The sequence below is a fragment of the Kitasatospora sp. NPDC049258 genome (genome assembly GCF_040678895.1).
In the GTDB taxonomy this organism is placed as follows: Bacteria; Actinomycetota; Actinomycetes; order Streptomycetales; family Streptomycetaceae; genus Kitasatospora.
The window spans coordinates 44,324-61,494 of the sequence record NZ_JBFAQT010000012.1; the positions used below are offsets into that span (position 1 = coordinate 44,324).

Annotated in this window: 12 protein-coding genes and 1 tRNA gene; 11 read left to right on the forward strand and 2 right to left on the reverse strand. The window is 69.7% G+C overall.

The annotated features are described in order from the left end of the window. Positions 1 to 60: 60 nt before the first annotated feature. The 6 genes from AB0K43_RS12890 to AB0K43_RS12915 all read left to right on the forward strand — a co-directional run bounded on the left by AB0K43_RS12890 (position 61) and on the right by AB0K43_RS12915 (position 5,077). Positions 61 to 576 carry a transglycosylase family protein gene (locus tag AB0K43_RS12890; protein ID WP_363638858.1) on the forward strand — a complete coding sequence of 172 codons (516 nt, stop codon included), beginning with the start codon at positions 61 to 63 and terminating at the stop codon, positions 574 to 576. Between the two features lie 132 nt (positions 577 to 708). Then, positions 709 to 1,422, forward strand: coding sequence for an alpha-ketoglutarate-dependent dioxygenase AlkB (locus AB0K43_RS12895; RefSeq protein ID WP_363638859.1), 714 nt, complete (start codon positions 709 to 711; stop codon positions 1,420 to 1,422). 155 nt (positions 1,423 to 1,577) lie between these two features. After that, the gene (locus tag AB0K43_RS12900; protein ID WP_363638860.1) at positions 1,578 to 2,435 is read left to right on the forward strand and encodes an acyl-CoA thioesterase II; all 858 of its coding nucleotides are present in this window, start codon (positions 1,578 to 1,580) and stop codon (positions 2,433 to 2,435) included. A 115-nt stretch (positions 2,436 to 2,550) separates the two neighbouring features. Beyond that, positions 2,551 to 3,333, forward strand: coding sequence for a DUF1684 domain-containing protein (locus AB0K43_RS12905; RefSeq protein ID WP_363638861.1), 783 nt, complete (start codon positions 2,551 to 2,553; stop codon positions 3,331 to 3,333). A gap of 212 nt (positions 3,334 to 3,545) precedes the next feature. Continuing rightward, entirely contained in the window at positions 3,546 to 4,823 is a 1,278-nt protein-coding gene (locus AB0K43_RS12910; protein ID WP_363638862.1) for an MFS transporter, read from the forward strand. 180 nt (positions 4,824 to 5,003) lie between these two features. Then, positions 5,004 to 5,077, forward strand: a tRNA-Pro gene (locus tag AB0K43_RS12915). 106 nt (positions 5,078 to 5,183) lie between these two features. Here the strand turns inward: AB0K43_RS12915 and AB0K43_RS12920 are convergent. Then, positions 5,184 to 6,170, reverse strand: a complete 987-nt coding sequence (locus tag AB0K43_RS12920) for a tyrosine-type recombinase/integrase (RefSeq protein ID WP_363638864.1) — start codon at positions 6,168 to 6,170, stop codon at positions 5,184 to 5,186. Between the two features lie 882 nt (positions 6,171 to 7,052). Here AB0K43_RS12920 and AB0K43_RS12925 point away from each other — a divergent pair. The 4 genes from AB0K43_RS12925 (at position 7,053) to AB0K43_RS12940 (ending at position 13,608) form a co-directional block, all read left to right on the forward strand. After that, on the forward strand, positions 7,053 to 10,334 hold the full coding sequence (locus tag AB0K43_RS12925; protein WP_363638866.1) for an AAA domain-containing protein: 3,282 nt from the start codon (positions 7,053 to 7,055) through the stop codon (positions 10,332 to 10,334). 285 nt (positions 10,335 to 10,619) lie between these two features. After that, positions 10,620 to 11,300, forward strand: coding sequence for a hypothetical protein (locus AB0K43_RS12930; protein WP_363638868.1), 681 nt, complete (start codon positions 10,620 to 10,622; stop codon positions 11,298 to 11,300). 39 nt (positions 11,301 to 11,339) lie between these two features. Further along, positions 11,340 to 12,437 carry an ImmA/IrrE family metallo-endopeptidase gene (locus AB0K43_RS12935; protein WP_363638870.1) on the forward strand — a complete coding sequence of 366 codons (1,098 nt, stop codon included), beginning with the start codon at positions 11,340 to 11,342 and terminating at the stop codon, positions 12,435 to 12,437. Positions 12,438 to 12,675: 238 nt separating this feature from the next. Further along, positions 12,676 to 13,608 (forward strand): phosphorothioated DNA-binding restriction endonuclease, encoded by a 933-nt coding sequence (locus AB0K43_RS12940; protein ID WP_363638872.1) that lies wholly within the window; start codon positions 12,676 to 12,678, stop codon positions 13,606 to 13,608. Between the two features lie 61 nt (positions 13,609 to 13,669). On the opposite strand, the gene AB0K43_RS12945 is transcribed toward AB0K43_RS12940, so the two are convergent. Beyond that, positions 13,670 to 15,571, reverse strand: a complete 1,902-nt coding sequence (locus tag AB0K43_RS12945) for a DNA/RNA helicase domain-containing protein (protein ID WP_363638874.1) — start codon at positions 15,569 to 15,571, stop codon at positions 13,670 to 13,672. A 404-nt stretch (positions 15,572 to 15,975) separates the two neighbouring features. Here AB0K43_RS12945 and cas7u point away from each other — a divergent pair, with 404 nt between their 5' ends. Further along, positions 15,976 to 17,169, forward strand: a complete 1,194-nt coding sequence (cas7u, locus tag AB0K43_RS12950; protein ID WP_363638876.1) for a type I-U CRISPR-associated RAMP protein Csb1/Cas7u — start codon at positions 15,976 to 15,978, stop codon at positions 17,167 to 17,169. Positions 17,170 to 17,171: the final 2 nt, after the last annotated feature.

Below are 17,171 nucleotides of genomic sequence, written 5' to 3' on the forward strand. Positions count from 1 at the left end.
CGGCCGAGCGGTGGCCGGGCGGGGCGGGCGTGGGCCCGGGGCGCCGCCTACCGTCGGGGGATGGGCATACGCGAGCTGAACCGGGTCCTGCTGGTCACCGTCCTCCCCCTGCTCTGCGCCGTGCCCGGGGCGGCGGCCGCGGCCGCCCGTCCGGCCGCCGCGCTGCGCACCCCCGACCAGGTCTGGGACCGCCTCGCCCGCTGCGAGAGCGGTGGCGACTGGCAGGCCGACACCGGTAACGGCTACTACGGCGGCCTGCAGATCTGGCCGCCCACCTGGGAGGAGGCGGACGGGCTGCGCTTCGCCGCCCGGCCCGACCTGGCCACCCGACGGGAGCAGATCACCGTCGGTGAGGAGATCCTCCGGCAGCAGGGATGGGAGGCGTGGGGCGGCTGCGCGGTCTCGCTGGGGCTGCTCCGGCCGGACACGCCGGCGCCTGCGCCCGCGGTCGAGCCGGTGCCCGCGCCGGCGGTCGGGGGCTCGATCGGGGGCGCGATCGAGAGCGGGGCTCCGGGGGGCCGGGATTGGGCGACGGGCTTCGATGTGCGGGACTGGTCGGGGGGACCGCAGGACTGAGGTGGCCCCGGTGGGGGCGGTTCGGGCGGTGCGGGGTGGGCGCGACCGTCCGGTCGGCCGGCGGTGGGACGGCCCGGTCGGGCGGCGGGGGACGGCCCGGTCGGGCGGCGGCCCCGGTGCGAGGATGGGGAGGTGCCAGGCGAACCGTTCCCTCAGTTCCCTCCGTCCCCCCTGTTCCCGCGTGAACGCTCGGACCCGGCCCCCGGGGCCGTCCTGCTGCCCGGCTGGCTCACCCTCGCCGAGCAGCGTGAGCTGGTGGCCGCCTGCCGGGAGTGGGCCCGCCCGCCGGCCGGCCTGCGGACCGTCCGGCTCCCCACCGGCGGCGAGATGTCCGTGCGCACCGTCTGCCTCGGCTGGCACTGGTACCCCTACGGCTACGCCCGCACCGTGGTGGACGGCGGCGGCGAGCCCGTCAAAGCCTTCCCGCCACTGCTCGGCCGCCTGGCGCTGCGGGCCGTCGCCGACGCGTACGGGCCCGGGCCGGGCCGGGCCGACCTGCGGCCGGGGATCGCCGGCGCGACGGCGTACGAACCCGACGTCGCGCTGGTCAACCACTACGCCGAGGGTGCCCGGATGGGCCTGCACCGGGACCGGGACGAGCGGGTGGACGCCCCCGTGGTCTCGCTCTCGCTCGGCGACAGCTGCGTCTTCCGGCTGGGCAACACCGAGACCAGGACCCGCCCGTGGACCGACCTGGAACTGCACAGCGGCGACCTGCTGGTCTTCGGCGGCCCGTCCCGGTTCGCGTACCACGGTGTGGTCCGCACCCACTTCGGCAGCGCCGAACCGGAGCTGGGGCTGAGCGGCCGGCTGAACATCACCGTCCGGCAGTCGGGGATGGCCTGAGCCCGGGTGGGTCGGGTGCGCCCGATCGGGCACCCCGAGCGGCGGGAATTCCACGGCGGCGAGCAGACTTCTCGGTAGACGAGGGCGGTGGGGCCGGCGGAGCATGCTTCCGGGCCCGCCGCCGGCCGGGCACACCGGCCGGAGAGGAACGGATCATGGGAACGCCTGTCGACCAGCTCGTCGACCTGCTCGACCTGGAGCAGATCGAGCTCAACATCTTCCGGGGCCGCAGCCCCGAGGAGGCCCTGCAGCGGACGTTCGGTGGCCAGGTGGCCGGGCAGGCCCTGGTGGCCGCAGGGCGTACGGTCGACGAAGGGCGCCCCGTGCACTCGCTGCACGCCTACTTCCTGCGCCCCGGCGTACCCGGGGTGCCGATCGTCTACCAGGTGGACCGGATCCGCGACGGCCGCTCGTTCACCACCCGCCGGGTGCTCGGCATCCAGCAGGGCCGTTCGATCTTCGCCCTCACCGCCGACTTCCACCTGCCCGAGCAGGGCGGCATCGAGCACCAGGAGCCGATGCCCGACGTGCCCGACCCCGAGGACCTGCCGAGCGCACTGGACGAGGTCGGCGCCAAGCTGGGCGAGCTGCCCCCGTTCATCAGCCGCCGCCAGCCGTTCGACATCCGCTACGTCGACCGGCTGCGATGGACCAAGGAGGAGCTGGTCGGGGTCGAGCCGCGCAGCGGCGTCTGGCTGCGCACCAACGGCGCGCTGCCCGACGACCCGCTGATCCACGTCTGCGCCCTCACCTACGCCAGCGACATGACCCTGCTCGACGCCGTCCGCGCCCCCGTGGAACCCCTGTGGGGGCAGCGGAACTTCGACATGGCCTCGCTCGACCACGCGATGTGGTTCCACCGCCCCTTCCGGGCCGACGACTGGCTGCTCTACAAGCAGGAGTCGCCGATCGCCCACGGGGCGCGAGGGCTGGCGCGCGGCGAGATCTACGACCGGAGCGGGCAGCTGGTCGTCTCCGTCATGCAGGAGGGGCTGTTCCGGCCGCTGGCCTGAGCGCCTCGCGGCGGTGGCTGCGGGCGGCTCGTCCCGATCGGCTTCCGTTCCGCTACTGGTCCGCATTCATGTTCGCCACTTGTCCGCTTCGACCCAGTAGGGAGGGGATGCTCCGATGACCGCCGCCGAGGAATGGCAGCACTGGACGGAGGCGCGCACCGCCGCCGCCGGTGCCCCGCACGGACCGCTCGCGCTCACTGGCACGCACTGGCTGGGGCCCGAGCCCGCCGAGATTCCCGGACTGCCCGGGCACTGGTGGGCCGCCGACGGCCTGGTACGGCTCAGCGTGGCGGCGGCGGACGGCGTCCGGCTGGAGGAGGTCGGCAGTCACCCGCTGGACGGCGAGGCCGCGCTGCGCCCCGACTCCGACCCGGCCGCGCAGACCGCCGTGCTCGGGGACATCCGGCTGGTCCCGATCGACCGGGAGGGCGAACTGGCGCTGCGGGTCTTCGACCCGGCCTCGCCGGCCCGGGCGGCCTTCGCCGGGATCACGGTCTTCCCGTACGCGCCGGAGTGGGCCGTCCAGGCGGTCTTCACCCCGTTCGAGGACGAGCGGGCGGTGGTCGTCCCCAACGCGGACGGCCGGGAACGGTCGCTGGAGGTCAGCGGGCAGATCGCGTTCAAGCTGGCCGGGGAGCCGCACACCCTCACCGTCAGCCGGTCCGGGGACCGGCTGGCCGGGGTGATCGCGGACGGCACCAGCGGCAACCTGACCTACCGGTTCCGCTTCATCACGCTGCCGGCGCCGGACGGGGAGGGCCGTACGGTGCTCGACCTCAACCACGCCTACCTGCCGCCGTGCGCGTTCGCGGACCACTTCATCTGCCCCTTCCCGCCGCCGGGCAACCGGCTGACGGTGGCGGTGGAGGCGGGGGAGAAGCACGTGCTCGCGGGGTGACGGTGGTGGGGTGATGGCGGTGGCGGCGTACAGGGTGGCGTCGGTGGCGGGGCGTGTGGTGACCCCGGTGGCGGGGCCGGGTGGGCGGTGGACGAACATGAGTGGCTGTGTCGACAGATCAACCTGCCACCGGTACCGGGGCTCCGTCCGCCGCTGACCCTGCCACCTCCGCTGCTCCCGTTGCTCCCGCTGCTCCCGCTATTTCCGTCGACGTGCCGGGCGGTGAGGGTGCCGGGCGTTCCGGGTGGCTGGGGAAGGCCGCCCGGGGCGCCTTCGCGGACCTCGGACCGCTCCGTGACAACCCCGACTACCGCCGGGTCTGGCTCGGGCAGTCGGTCTCCTCCGTCGGCCAGCAGATGACGGCCGTCGCCGTCTCGGTGCAGGTGTACGACCTGACCCGGTCGAGTTTCGCCACCGGCCTGGTGGGCCTGTTCTCGCTCGGCCCGCTGATCGCCTTCGGCCTGTACGGCGGCGCGGTCGCCGACCGGGTCGACCGGCGGAAGCTGGGCCTGATCGGCTCGGCCGGCCTGGCCGCCGTCTCCGCGGTGCTGGCCGTCCAGGCGCTGCTCGGGTCGGGCGTGGTGGCCCTGCTGTACGCGGCCGTCGCCGTCCAGTCCGGCTTCTTCGCGATGAGTTCGCCCGCCCGGTCGTCGATGATCCCGCGACTGGTGCCCCGTCATCAGCTCCCGGCCGCCAACGCGCTCAACACCATCAGCATGAACCTCGGCATGACGGTCGGGCCGATGCTCGGCGGCATCCTGATCGGCGCCTACGGGGTCCGCTCCGCGTACGTGGTGGACACCGTGGCGTTCGGCGCCACGATCTACGCGATGTGGCGGCTGCCGGCGATGCGGCCGCTCGCGGACGCGTCCGGGCGCCGGGCGTCGGTGCTGGACGGGCTGCGCTTCCTGCGGGAGCAGCCGAACCTGCGGACCAGCTTCCTGGCCGACCTGGCCGCCATGATCTTCGGCCTGCCGCGCGCCCTCTTCCCCGCCATCGCGGTCGGGTTCTACGGCGGTGGCCCCGGGACGGTCGGGCTGCTGGTCGCCGCCCCGGCGGTCGGGGCGCTCGCGGGGGCGCTGTTCTCCGGGTGGATCGGGAAGGTGCAGCGGCACGGGGTGGCGGTGCTCGCAGCGGTGTGCGCGTGGGGGCTGTCGATCGCGGCGTTCGGGCTGGTGCGGGAGCTGTGGCTGGGGCTGCTGTTCCTGGCGGCGGCGGGGTGCGCGGACACCGTCAGCATGATCTTCCGCAACACGATGATGCAGGTGGCTGCGCCGGACGAGATGCGCGGCCGCCTGCAGGGCGTCTTCATCGTGGTCGTCGCAGGCGGGCCCCGGCTCGGCGACTTCGAATCCGGCACCGTCGCCGCCCTCACCAACCCCGCCGTCTCGGTCGTCACCGGCGGCCTCGCCTGCGTCCTGGCCGTCCTCCTCCTCGCGGCCCGCCGCCCCGCCTTCCTCCGCTACGACGCCCGCCGGCCCACCCCCTGACCTGCCCCTCCACCCCCACCCCGGGGGCGCCGGCCACCGCACCACGCCGCGGCCCCGCCCCCGGATACCTGGCAGCGAGCACCCCTCCACGTGCTGTATTGTTTTCCACGTCGCCGGGAGACCGGAGGCAAGGTCGAGAAGCCGAAGATCATCGCGAGATGGCCGGAGGCGGCGAGACCACGGGACGTGGCGCAGCTTGGTAGCGCACTTGACTGGGGGTCAAGGGGTCGCAGGTTCAAATCCTGTCGTCCCGACGTATGTGACCAGCGGGTCTGTCAGAAATGACAGGCCCGCTGTTCTCGTTCGGGTGAACGGTGATGGCGACGTGATGGCAGTACCCGTAGCCCTGGTGACGTCTCGTCAACTACGCGCCGTCTGTGATGTCTGAGGTTCTCCCGCCGATGCGGCAGGCGGGGGCGAGGCTTCGTTCAGCGCGTGGCACAGAGCGGTAACGGCATCACGGGCTGCGTGCGGGAGCAGATGACCGTAGATGTTGACCGTCGTCGACAGCGTCGAGTGCCGAAGTGTTTTCGATACCACCGCCAGCGGGACCTCGGAGCTGATCATGATGCTGGCGGCCGTGTGCCGCAGATCGTGCACTCCGATCCGGGGCAGACCCAGTTCCGCCAACCTGCGGCGAAGCGTGACCAGGAGCAGCTGCGGGCGCAGCGGGGCACCGTCCGGGTCGCAGAAGACGAACCCTTCGAGGGGCGCACCGTCCGGCAAGCTGGCCCGCGCGGCTGCCGCACGCCGTTCCAGCGCGGCGACGACTCGAGCAGAGAGGCTGATCCAGTTGCGGCTCGCCTTGGTCTTGGGGTGGCCCAGGTGAAGGTGGTTGTTGTCGACGGCGGTGAGGTTCCACCGCACCAGCAGCAGTTGTTCGGCCAGGTGCACATCCGGCCAGTGCAGGCCCAGGAGTTCCCCGCGGCGCATCCCGGTGCCCAGCATGACCTCGAAGGCGTCCGCGAGCTGGTCGCCATGCGTGTCGTGGTTGTGCCGCAGGAACGTCGCAGCCTGCGATGGGGTCCAGCAGATTCGCTCAGGAGCGGCGGGGCGGGGCATGACGGCGTAGCGGGCTGGGTTGTCGGCCAGCCGTCGGGTGCGGACTGCGGTGTTCAGGGCGCTGGAGAGGGTGGCGCTGGCCCGGTAGACGCTGGTGCGTCCCCGTCCGCGGGCTAGCTCGGCGTCGCTCCAGGCGGTGATGTGCCACTCGCGGAGATCCGCTAGCTTCAGCCGGCCGAAGGCCAGGATGAGGTCGCGATGCACGTAGTCGCGGTAGCGGGCGAAGGTCGTGGGCTTGAGTATGTCCTCCTTGGCGGCCAGCCACTCGGCCAGATACGCCGCCACCGTAAGCGCCTCATCGAGGTCCAGCCCGGTGCGCTCGCATTCCTGGGCTCGCGCCAACGCTGCCCGTGCGGCAGTGCGAGTGGGGAAGCCGCTGCGACATCGCTGCCGACGGCGTCCGTCGGCTGATGGCACATCGAAGGCGTAGGCCCAGGAGCCGTGCCGTGAAACTCGGGTGAGGTCAGGACAGCGCGCGCCGAACTGCTTTCCGCTGCTGTCACGGCAGCCGCATCGCCGAAAAGTCCGGCCCCGGTCGGGGTGACCAGCCATGGTGAACCTCCGGATGGAAGTGCTTGATCCCACGGTGGCCCGCCAACCCTTCAGACGGAAGGTGGCGGAGCGTAGCGCCTGAGGTGCCATCACTTCGCCATCTCCCGCCACCCCTTGGGAGTCGTGACCAGGGAGTTTCACTTGTGAGTGGCCATGGTCGGGAGGGCTCCTCTTTCGATGGCCGGTCCGGTTGGGACAGCGGGTAAGCGGTCCCGAGGTTGCCGATGTGGTTTTGGTAGGCAGCAACCTCGTAGGAAGGGAGTTTGGAGGGCGTCGGCCGGGTTCGTCGTCGATAGCGAGCTCCGAGAGCACCTGAGTTGGCGCTGGCATCACCGAACCGTCACGGTTCCGGTCCTACCTCACCTGCAGCGATTCAGCCCACAGGCGTCAGGTGACCGATTCGAAGCTCCGCGCGCTCACACGGCCCACGGACGCATCCCTTGACCTAACGAGGCACCGCCGGCACGCCGTCGTGGCCAGGCCGCCGAGAGAGACAGAGCAGTCGGCCTCCAGATCTCGGCAATGCTCCTACGACGAACCGTCATCAGTGGTAGGACATAAGCGATTGGGCAGGAGCTTTCGCGGTGGGGGATTGTGGGCTGGCGAGAAGAGATCGTGACGGCGCTCGACACCTGGCTGGCGGTGGAGGGCGGTACCGGACGGAAGCCCCACTGGCGGGTGCTGGGCCGCGCTGTCGCCGTCGGCCGCGGCGAGTACGCGGTCGACATCCGGGGCCTGACCATCGGTGCCGACCAACTCCAGACCGACGGCCTCCGGCTCGCAGAACCCGACGAGAACAGCATCGAGGACGGCTACCCGGTACTCGCTGTCACCCATGACGGCACCGCGCTGCGCATCCGCGTTCCCGACTTCGCCGAACCCGCTGATCCGTGCCTCTGGCTCTACCAGCAACCCTCAACCTTCCTCATCAAAGCCTTGCGCGACGGCATTGCCGGCATCACTGACGACGGGCTCGCCGGACTGCTCGCCTGCGGCGAACCCGGCGGGCAGCTCTCGCCGCACGGCCTGTCACACGGAGTCCTGTTGCCTGCCCAGGACCTCGCTTACCGGGCCTGTGTCGGGACGGGACTGTGGCTCGTGTGGGGACCGCCTGGCACTGGCAAGACCTCGGTCCTCAAACGCGCCATCAGCGACCTCATCGCTGACGGGAAGCGCGTCCTCTTGGTGTCGGCCACCAACATCGCTGTCGACAATGCCCTCCTGGGTGTCGTCAAGGAGCAGCGGCACTCCCCCGGACAACTCGTTCGCGTCGGCCCGCCACACCTCAAGCAGATCGCCGATGACGCCTCGGTGTGCCTTCCCCTCATGGTGCGCGCAAAGCTCGCTGACCTGGACCTGCAACGTGAAGCCGTGGCCGCCGAGTTGAGCGCCCAGCAACAGCGAGCCCGGCGTCTTGCCGCCCTGACGGTGCGCCTCGCCGGCTTCGACGCAGACCACTACGCCCGTCAGCGCCAACGCCTCGACGACCCAGCGTTCGCCGTCGAGCATCTCACTGCACAACTCGCCGCGTACTCCGAGCAGCACCGGCTCCTGCAACCGCTCCTCGCCCAGGCCGAAGAACGGTCGGCGCAAGCCCAGCAGATCAGTGGCGCGGCCGACGTCCACCGCACCGCATGGGCCGGGGTCGACGCGTTGGAGGCCGAGCTGGCCGAGGTGGAGGAGGCCGTCACCCGTGCCGAGGCCCGCGCGCTCCTCGCGCACCAAGAGCTCGCCGAGGCTCAACAGGCCCTTGACGATCTCGGATCCAAGAAGGGCCTCGCCAAACTCGGCGCCCGGTCGGCCATCGCCGCCGCCGAGAAGCGTCGAGATGCCATCCGCACACGCCACCAACCCGCCTTCGAGAACGTCCGGCAGGCCCGAGCTCTGGTGGATCGCCACCGGCTCCAGACCCACACCGCCGTCACCAAGCTCAACCGACAGATCCCGATCACCCGCGCTGACCTTGCCGACATTGACACCGAGCTGCACCTGGCCCAGGCAGCCCTCCACCAGACTCGCCGTCAGGAGGAGGAGGCGGGTGCCCACATCGTCCACCTCGATGAGCAACTACGACTCACGCACGCTGCCTCCGATGACGTCAAGAAGGCCGACCGCCGCGGCTACCCGGACACTCATCGCGAAGCCGAAAGCTTGCGGCCACTGGTAGCCGCCGACGCAACACGCCAGGCAGCACTGACCAAGCAGCACCGTGAACTCCAAGGCCAGTACGAGCGCCTCGCCCGCGACGCTCAAGGCCAGATCATCCGCGAGGCACGCCTGGTCGCCACCACCCTCGCCAGGTTCCGGACCAACTCGACTGTCTTCGAAGGCCCGTACGACGTCGTGCTCATCGACGAGGTCGGCGCCGCCACACTGCCCGAGGTACTCCTTGCCGTGGCGAAGGCCAAGAGCACTGCCGTGCTCCTCGGGGACTTCATGCAGCTGGGCCCCGTGCTTCCAGAAGCGCTCAAGGGCAACAAGCGTTCCGACATCCGGCGATGGCTCCTGACCGAGGTATTCGACCACTGCCGCATCAACACGCCTGCCGCCGCCCAGGCCCACCCGGGCTGCATCAGCCTCGACGTCCAACACCGCTTCGGGCCGGACGTCATGCGCCTCGCCAATACCCTCGCCTACGACGGCCTGCTCACCGGAGGGCCCACCGTCCAGGCCCGGGCACGCACCAGAGCGGTCGACGATGCGGAGATCGTCATCGTCGACACCGACGGTCTTGGCAACCTCGCCCAGATCCACCGCATCGGGCAGTCCAGCGGATGGTGGCCAGCCGGCCTGCTCCTGTCCCGGACCCTCGTGGAACTCCACCGTGCCGACGGTGACACCACCGGCATCGTCACTCCTTACGGAGCCCAGGCAGAAGCGACACTGGCGGCCCTGCGAGACATCGAGGGCGACTCCGGTCTCCTCGCCGAGGTCGGCACCGCCCATCGCTTCCAAGGCCGGGAGTTCCCGGTCGTGATCTTCGACCTCGTGGAGGAACAACATGGCCGCGGCATGTGGATGGCCCAGGCCTCCCGCCGACCGGAAGCCGGAGACTGGGTCAACAACGGCGTCCGGCTGTTCAACGTCGCCACCACCCGCGTACAGAACCGCCTCTACCTCATCGGCAGTCGTAGCCGCATCCTGAACGCACACAACGACACAGCTCTCGGTGCCGTTCGCAAGCTGGTCGAAGCTGGCACCGTCCGTACCCTCCGAGCCGCCAACCTCGTCACCCCCCTCGCCGCAGAAGCCCCGGGGCTCGGCCCGGTCGGCGCACGGCTCGCGGATATCCTCAGTCGGCACGTCGAGATCTCCGACGTCCAGGACGAAGTCTCCTTCTACAAGACCTTCGCCGACCGACTCGCCGAGGCAAGACACTCCCTCTGGATCTGGACTCCCTGGGTCGCAAGCCGCGTACAGAGCCTCCTGCCCGCCCTGGAGGATGCCGTCCGGCGCGGCGTGCGGGTCACCGTCTTCGTCCGCGACCAGAGCGACCAGAACCAGCAGCGGTTCACCGACTACCTCGACGCGTTGAAGGCCGTCACGCCCTCGGTGATCCCCGTCAACGTCATGCACCAGAAGATCGTCGTCATCGACGAGAAGACCGTGCTCCTCGGCAGCTTGAACACCCTCTCCCAGAGCCACTCCCGCGAGATCATGCTCACCGTCCGAGGCACCCAGTTCGCCCGCAAGATCCTCGACCATGAGCACGCCGAGGCCTTCGCCCGCCCTCCGAAATGCGCCGGCTGTCAAGGAGACCAGCTCGACCTCAGGCGAGGCAAAGCCGGATGGTACTGGCGCTGCTACGACAAAGCATGTCCCGCACGCAAGGGCGACCGAGCGTGGACCGTCCCGGTCCAGCTCTCGACGTCCCGGCCCAGGCGCAGCACTCGCTGAATCCACACGATCCAACTACGCACTTCACAGCAGCGTTCAATCGCAAGGCAACAAGTCAGCCAGCGACCTGGACTGCTCGGCGTGCCAGTAGTCACCGACACCACCACGACCCCCAGGGTGAGCCTCCCTCGGCTGCCCCTGCGACAACTGTGCAGGTCAGCCCGTCCTAGCCCGGTGACGCAACAACCCCTGTGTCTCCAGCGCCACTTGAGTCAGTGTCACACGCTACTCTTATAAAAACTCGCCCACATGTGTGGTGCGATTCTTATAAGACCCGGAGGGTTCGTGCTCCTCAACGCTGCTCTCGGCACCCCGGATGACAGCGGGCGACTGCTCGCCGACATGGGCCTGCGCCCCGAGTACTTCGACCGTGCTGTCCGCATCGGAGAGCGATCCCGCGAACAATGCACCAACGACGACGCGAAGAACGCCCGCGGAACCCAGGACTACCTGACCCGCGTGCGGGAGCTCCGCTTCCTCCTCCGCACTGAGCTGGGCTGGAAGCGCTACGACCCGAAGCAAGCGCCCCTGATCGTCAACCCCGACAAAACCATCGCGATCGGCGTTCTGCTGGGCGATGCCCGCACTGGCCTTCCGGGCAACCCCCAACCTCGCAGCCATCGACCCGCAGGCATCACCAAGGAAGCCGCAGTCGCCCGCAACCAGAGCCTGCAGCAGCTGTCCCTGTTCACTCCGACCACCGGCCCCGACGACGAAGTCCAGCTGGACGACGACGAGTACGCGAACCTCGCCACCTGGTACCTGCTGACGCACCGCTTCGAGGGCAAGAAATCGAACATCGTGGAGATCCGCAGCGAGCTCTCACTTCCGGACAGGATAGGGCCGAAGGGGCGAATCGACAGCTGGAGGGCCCGGATCCTCCTTCCCCCCGTTCGAATCGAGGAGATCCAGGACTACACTGGCGATCACGCCGCAAGTTACGTGGTAGACGTCCAGGAGCGGTGACGGCCAAGCACATCGACGAGCTAAGGATGACGAGGAGCAATGATCAATTCCTCGCGCATCGTCGTCGCCCGCAAGCGGCGCGGATACACCCTCAACGACCTCGCGACCCGTGCGGGAATCAGCCTTCAGAGCCTGTCGAACTATGAGCGTGGGCGGACCGAACCGACTGCTGACAGCCTCGCGCAGCTGGCGGCCGCCCTCGACTTCCCCGAGTCCTTCTTCTACCAGCCGGACCTGGACCCCATCCCGCTCGAAGCCGTGTCCTTCCGGGCCCGCAGCAAGCTCGCTGCGGGCCCGCGCGAAGGGGCGCTCGCGGCGAGCCGCCTCGCTCTCGACCTCCACGACTGGATCGAAGAGCGATTCAGGCTCCCCGCAACAGACGTACCGACCCTGGGAAAGCCTGACCCCGAGACCGCCGCCGAGATGGTCCGCGCTCGCTGGGGCCTCGGCCACGCCCCTGCGGGGAACATGGTCCACCTGCTCGAGTCCCACGGCGTCCGTGTCTTTTCCCTGCCCCCCGAGTACACGGATGTGGACGCCTTCGCCACGTGGCGGCATGGCGTACCGTTCGTCTTTCTCAGCACACTCAAGACACCAGAACGCGGGCGGTTCGACGCCGCACACGAGCTCGGCCACCTGGTCCTGCACGGCGAAGACCGTTCGCTCATCGGTCCCCAGGCCGAGCAGGAAGCCAACAGCTTCGCAAGTGCGTTCCTCATGCCCCGGACCAGCGTCCTCGACCACATGCCCCGCTCACCGCTCGTCTCGCAGATCCTGCAAGCCAAGGCGATCTGGAACGTATCCGCCCTCTCCCTCACCTACCGCCTCCACGACTTGGGCCTCCTCACTGACTGGCAGTACCGGCGGACCCTCATCGACCTCGGTGAACGCGGCTACCGCACCGGTGAACCCAAGGGCATGCCCGTCCGCGAAAGCTCACAGCTCCTGGACAAAGTCTTCGCGAGCCTCAAAACCAAGGGCTCTGGCCTCGCAGACGTGGCTAAAGAACTCCACGTCACCCCCAAGGAACTGAGCAGCTGGGTGTTCGGCCTGATCGTGACCAGCAGAACAGGCAACAACGAACGGCCCGTAACTGAAGGTCGCAGCGCCCGCCCGAAGCTCACCCTCGTGCGTTGAGATCTATGCCGGTGGGATCTCGCACCTCACCCCGGACGGCAGCCGCTCCTTGCCTTCCTGGGGCAGCAGCATCGCAGCTCGCAGAGCCCCAAAGCCTTAGCTCTGCACGAGGAATCGGCACGCGACCGACTCGTCGCCGACCTGACTCCGGAGAAGCCCTGGCTACGTGACCAGCATTGTGCGTCGGAGGATTGCGGCCGCGGCCGCGTCGGAGTTCCCCGGAATAGGCTATGCCGCTATGGACTGGCTGGAGCGAGTGGCGAAGCTGAGACGATGGACGAGCAACGACGTTCGGGCGCCGCACAAACCGCTGCTGCTGCTGTACGCGCTGGGCAGCTACCAGCGCGATGCCGATGGCGATCTGCGGTACAGCGCGATCGAGGGGGAGTTGAAGCGGCTGTTGGAGGAGTACGGGCCGTCCCATCCGACCACCCCCGCGTATCCCTTCCACCACCTGGTCAGTGACGGGGTCTGGGAGGTCCGGACCGATCAGGGGCCCGGGAGTCCCGGGAGCGGCGTGCGGGTCCTGCGCTCCAGCGGTGCAACCGGGCGGCTCGCGCCAGAGTTGCGGGTGGCGCTGCGAAAGGAGCCGGCGCTCCTGGGCCGACTGGCGCGGGTCCTGCTGGACTTCCACTTCCCACCGTCGCTGCACACCGACTTGTGCGAGGCCGTCGGACTCGACCTGGACCTGGCCGACACTGAGGGTCTGACCGAAGGAGCCCCGGGCTGGAGCGAGCGGGCGGCACGACGGCTGCGGGACCGGCGGATGCGCGAACTCGTCCTGACCGCCTACGAGTTCCAGTGCGCCTTCTGCGGCTACGACGGGATGCTTGGTGCGAGCACGGTCGGGCTTGAAGCAGCCCATGTGCGGTGGTGGTCCTACGACGGGCCGGACAGAGTCGACAACGGCCTGTGCCTGTGCTCCTTGCACCACAAGCTCTTCGACAAGGGCGTCCTGGGGCTGGGAGAAGGGCACCGCGTACTCGTCTCCCAACGCTTCGTCGGACGCAGCGAGGCCAGCAGGCAGCACGTGCTCGCGTTGACCGGACGGCTGGTCCTCGGCCCGCAGGCGGGGACCCCACCGGTCGCGGACCGGCACCGAAAGTGGCATGCCGAACAGGTCTTCCACGGCGAGCCCCGGGAATCCACGAGCCCGCCGTCCACCGTGTGACCGCAGCCGTCCGACCGCCGGCCCGTCTGCGTCGACCACACGCGCACTCGGCGGGCGGACATCAGCCTCGGCGTACCTGCCCCACCTCGATCAGCCCTGCCTGCTGCCCGGTGACCAGCTCGCGCAGCTTGGCGCGGGTCTCCGGGTCCGTCGAGTACACAACCGTGCCGATCATGCCGCGGGTCAGCAGCACCTTGTAGGTGTTGCGGATCAGGCGGTCAATGTCGGCGTCGCTGGTGGACTTGCGGAAGACGGGGTCCTTGGAAGCCGTCCTGTCGGTGACCCACCGGTCGGTCCGCCAGACCAGGTCCGGCCCGAGGATGACGCCGCTCCAGTCGTACTCGAAGCCCTGGGCGGTGTACACGCAGCCGACCTGGCCGAAGCCGGCCGGATCGGTGGCCCACAGCGCGGCCGGCGGGGCGCCGGCGACCGAGCGGTCGCCGTACACGTTCCACGGGCGGGCCCAGTCACCGATGCGTACGTCGAGGGGAAGCGGCTCCCCCGGGGCCACCTTCGTGGTCCACTTCCAGCAGTAGCCGGCCGACATGCGGGCACCGTACCCCTCGGCACGCCGGGCCTCGAGGAACGCCTCCAGTTCCCGGGGGCTGTCGACCACCTCCAGGGCAACCTTGCCGTCCGGCTCCCAGCCGACAGGGCCGCCGGGCTCGAGGCCCAGCAGGCGCACCACCCAGCGCAGGTAGGCGTCGCTACCGCCGCAGCGGAACTGGCTGTCCAGCTCGACCACTTGGCACTCCAGGCCCTTCACCGCGGCAGCCGCCCTGATCTGCACCACCGTGCCCATCTCGCCCGGCCGGACCACCTGGTGCTCATCCAGCAGGAACACCGGCACCCTGGCGGCGTCGATCAGCTCCTCGATCTGGGGCTTGCCGGTGCGCTCGGCGGCCCTGGTGTAGCGGTTCGCCGACGTCTCCCGGATCCGGTGGGCCTCGTCGCAGATCAGCACGTCGAACCCGTTGCGCTCGGCCGCCATGAAGCTGTTGAAGTACTTGAACAGCTCCTGCACTTGGCGCTTCCGCGCCCCGGCCACCCGGCGCATCGTGGTGGTGAACGAGCTGGACCCAGTCGCGTGAAAGGCCGTCACACCGCGCCGGTACAGATCGCCGAGCAGGGACAGCGCGATCACGCTCTTCCCCGTGCCCGGGCCGCCCGTGATGACGACCACCTGCTTGTGATCAGACTGCTGCGCCCGGCGCACTGCCCGCAGCACCAGCTCGTAGGCGACCCGCTGCTCGTCCAGCAGGACGAACTGCTCGCGCTCACGCACCTCTTCGGCAGCCACAGCCATCAACTGCCTGGACGGGGCCACCTTGCCCGCGAGCAGCAGGTCAGCCGCCTCCGCGCCGGAGACCGGCTTCAACTTCGAGCGCAGGTACTCGACGAACTCCCCGCGCCGTTCGGCGGTGAAGAGCCGGCCGCGCTCGTCCTGCGGCACCTCGTAGAGGCCCTGGACACCGAACTCCGTCGCGTTGTGGAGGAAGGCCACGCCGGACAGCCGCTCGGGATGGTCGGCGAGCGCCCCGTTGAAGGAGATCAGGTAATCGCAGTAGCCGCGAACCTGCTCGATCGGGTTCAGCACCGGTCGGGTGTACGCGTCGACCCGGCACAGCAGCGGCTCACCGTCCTCCGGGAGCGCGCTGCTCCACTGCTTGAGCTCGACCACCACGTACGACGGTTCGCCAGTGCCCGGGTGGACGCCGGCGAGTACGACGTCCGCGCGCTTGCTGTTCAGCGGGAGCGAGTACTCGAGGAGCACCTCCACCATGCCCAGCCCCGCGTCCAGGAGGGCGTTGGTCACCTCGGGGATGCTCATCTCCCAGGAGCGCACCTCGGACGGGCTGGGCTTGTGGCCGTGCTGGTGGACGAACTGGTCGATGAGGCGCACGAACAGTGATCCGGCCAACCTCTCGGCGGCGACCGCGGACGCGGAGTCGCGGAACAGCAAGACATGCTCCCAGGCAGCACGAAGTGACTCGTGCGGGTGGGGGCATGTCCCTGGAGGGAAGCCCGGCGGGCCGCGCTGATGACTGCGCCAAACCTATAACGGGCGGTCTGAGCTTGTCCTCGAACGGCTGAGGAAGGGGCAGGAGACTTCCATTGGTGCCAGGCAAGGATACGGAGAACACGGGGCCAGCTCACCGTCTCTGCTGGTGATGCTCGCGGTGCTGCGTCGTCAGCCCGAGACCTCGGGAAGATCACTGGTGCCGGCCGCCCGAAGCTGCCGGATTCTATCCCAACTCCTTTCTTAAGAGAGGAATCTGATGGTTCGTCACTCGAATGGGGGAGGACTGTCGGCAGGGGCTGCTTCGATGCGAACTGTCCGAGAGGTTCTACTCAAGGAGGGTTTTCATGGAAGCGTTGTACGAGCGGTTGGCTGAGGCGGCGAGCGGGCTGTCGGCGGACGGTGCGATCCGGGTCGTGGCACAGTACGAGCCGGTGGCTGGCGCGGGGGCGCCGGTGGCGCCGCCGACGGTGAAGCTCAAGGACAGCGACGGTCCGGGCCAGTTGTTCGAGGACCGGTGGGTCGGCGGGCAGCGTACGAGGGTGGTGCTGCTGGATCAGCGGCAGTCGCAGGCGAACCGCTGTGAGACGGCCTTGCTGGAGGCCGTCGATCTGGGGGACGTTGTGGTGCCACACCTGGCGCTGCACGTGACCGCGGAGGGCCGCGAGCTTCGGATGACGAATCTGGACGCGCCTCATCGCTCCCGCGACGCGTACTTCCGGGACGCGTTGGACGAGTCCGGTGTGAAGTTCGACGAGACGGATACGGGCCGGGCGCTTCGCGATACCGGGACCAGCGATGTGAGGGCTTTCCTGGAGTGGGCGCCGTCGGACCTGGTGTTCGGCCTCTGGGACTCGCACCGCAAGCGCCGCGTGCAGTTGAAGGTGCCGCGCACCTACACCTCGGAGATGGTGGGTCTGGATCCGCTGTCCGGGAAGAGGGCGGCGGGGCGTTTCGACAAGTGGAACTTCCCCGGCGACAACGTGGAGCTGACCGCCGACGGCTGGCGGCCGGTCGACGGCACGGGCAAGAAGAGCAGCAAGGGGAAGACGCTCAAGGCGTCGGCGGTCGGGCACGGCATGATTCCGCCGGTCGAGGGCATGGGCGGGGTAACGGTGCAGGCGATCGAGCGGAACGCGACGCTGGCCACGGCGGGCCTGCGGGCGCTGCGCTTCGGAGATGCGTCGAAGGAGTACGTGCAGGCAGCGAGGGCGTTGCTGGCGGCGCTGGCGCTGGTGGGGGACCGGCTGGCGTTCGCGGGGCCGGCGGTGCGGCTGCGGTCGGGCTGCGACCTGCTGCTGGTGTCGGAGCGGATCGAGTGGGTCGGCCGCGGGCATGAGGGCGTGGCGGTGACGGAGCCGCTGGAGCTGGACACTGCAGGGCAGGCCCTGGAGTTGTTCGAGTTCGCGCGCTCACGGGCCGAGGAGGCGGGCCTTAAGTGGTCGAAGGAGCCGGTGCGGCTGCGGCCGAACTCGCAGGTGCAGCAGGCGATCGAGCGCTCCTTCCGCCTGGAGGGCATCGGCGAGGCGGAAGGCGAGTAGAG

What these genes read in the sequence shown, in the direction of transcription:
- AB0K43_RS12890 (WP_363638858.1), top strand. Translation starts at nt 61, where the DNA reads ATGGGCATACGCGAGCTGAACCGGGTCCTGCTGGTCACCGTCCTCCCC.
- cas7u (WP_363638876.1), top strand. Translation starts at nt 15,976, where the DNA reads ATGGAAGCGTTGTACGAGCGGTTGGCTGAGGCGGCGAGCGGGCTGTCG.
- AB0K43_RS12905 (WP_363638861.1), top strand. Translation starts at nt 2,551, where the DNA reads ATGACCGCCGCCGAGGAATGGCAGCACTGGACGGAGGCGCGCACCGCC.
- AB0K43_RS12940 (WP_363638872.1), top strand. Translation starts at nt 12,676, where the DNA reads ATGGACTGGCTGGAGCGAGTGGCGAAGCTGAGACGATGGACGAGCAAC.
- AB0K43_RS12935 (WP_363638870.1), top strand. Translation starts at nt 11,340, where the DNA reads ATGATCAATTCCTCGCGCATCGTCGTCGCCCGCAAGCGGCGCGGATAC.
- AB0K43_RS12900 (WP_363638860.1), top strand. Translation starts at nt 1,578, where the DNA reads ATGGGAACGCCTGTCGACCAGCTCGTCGACCTGCTCGACCTGGAGCAG.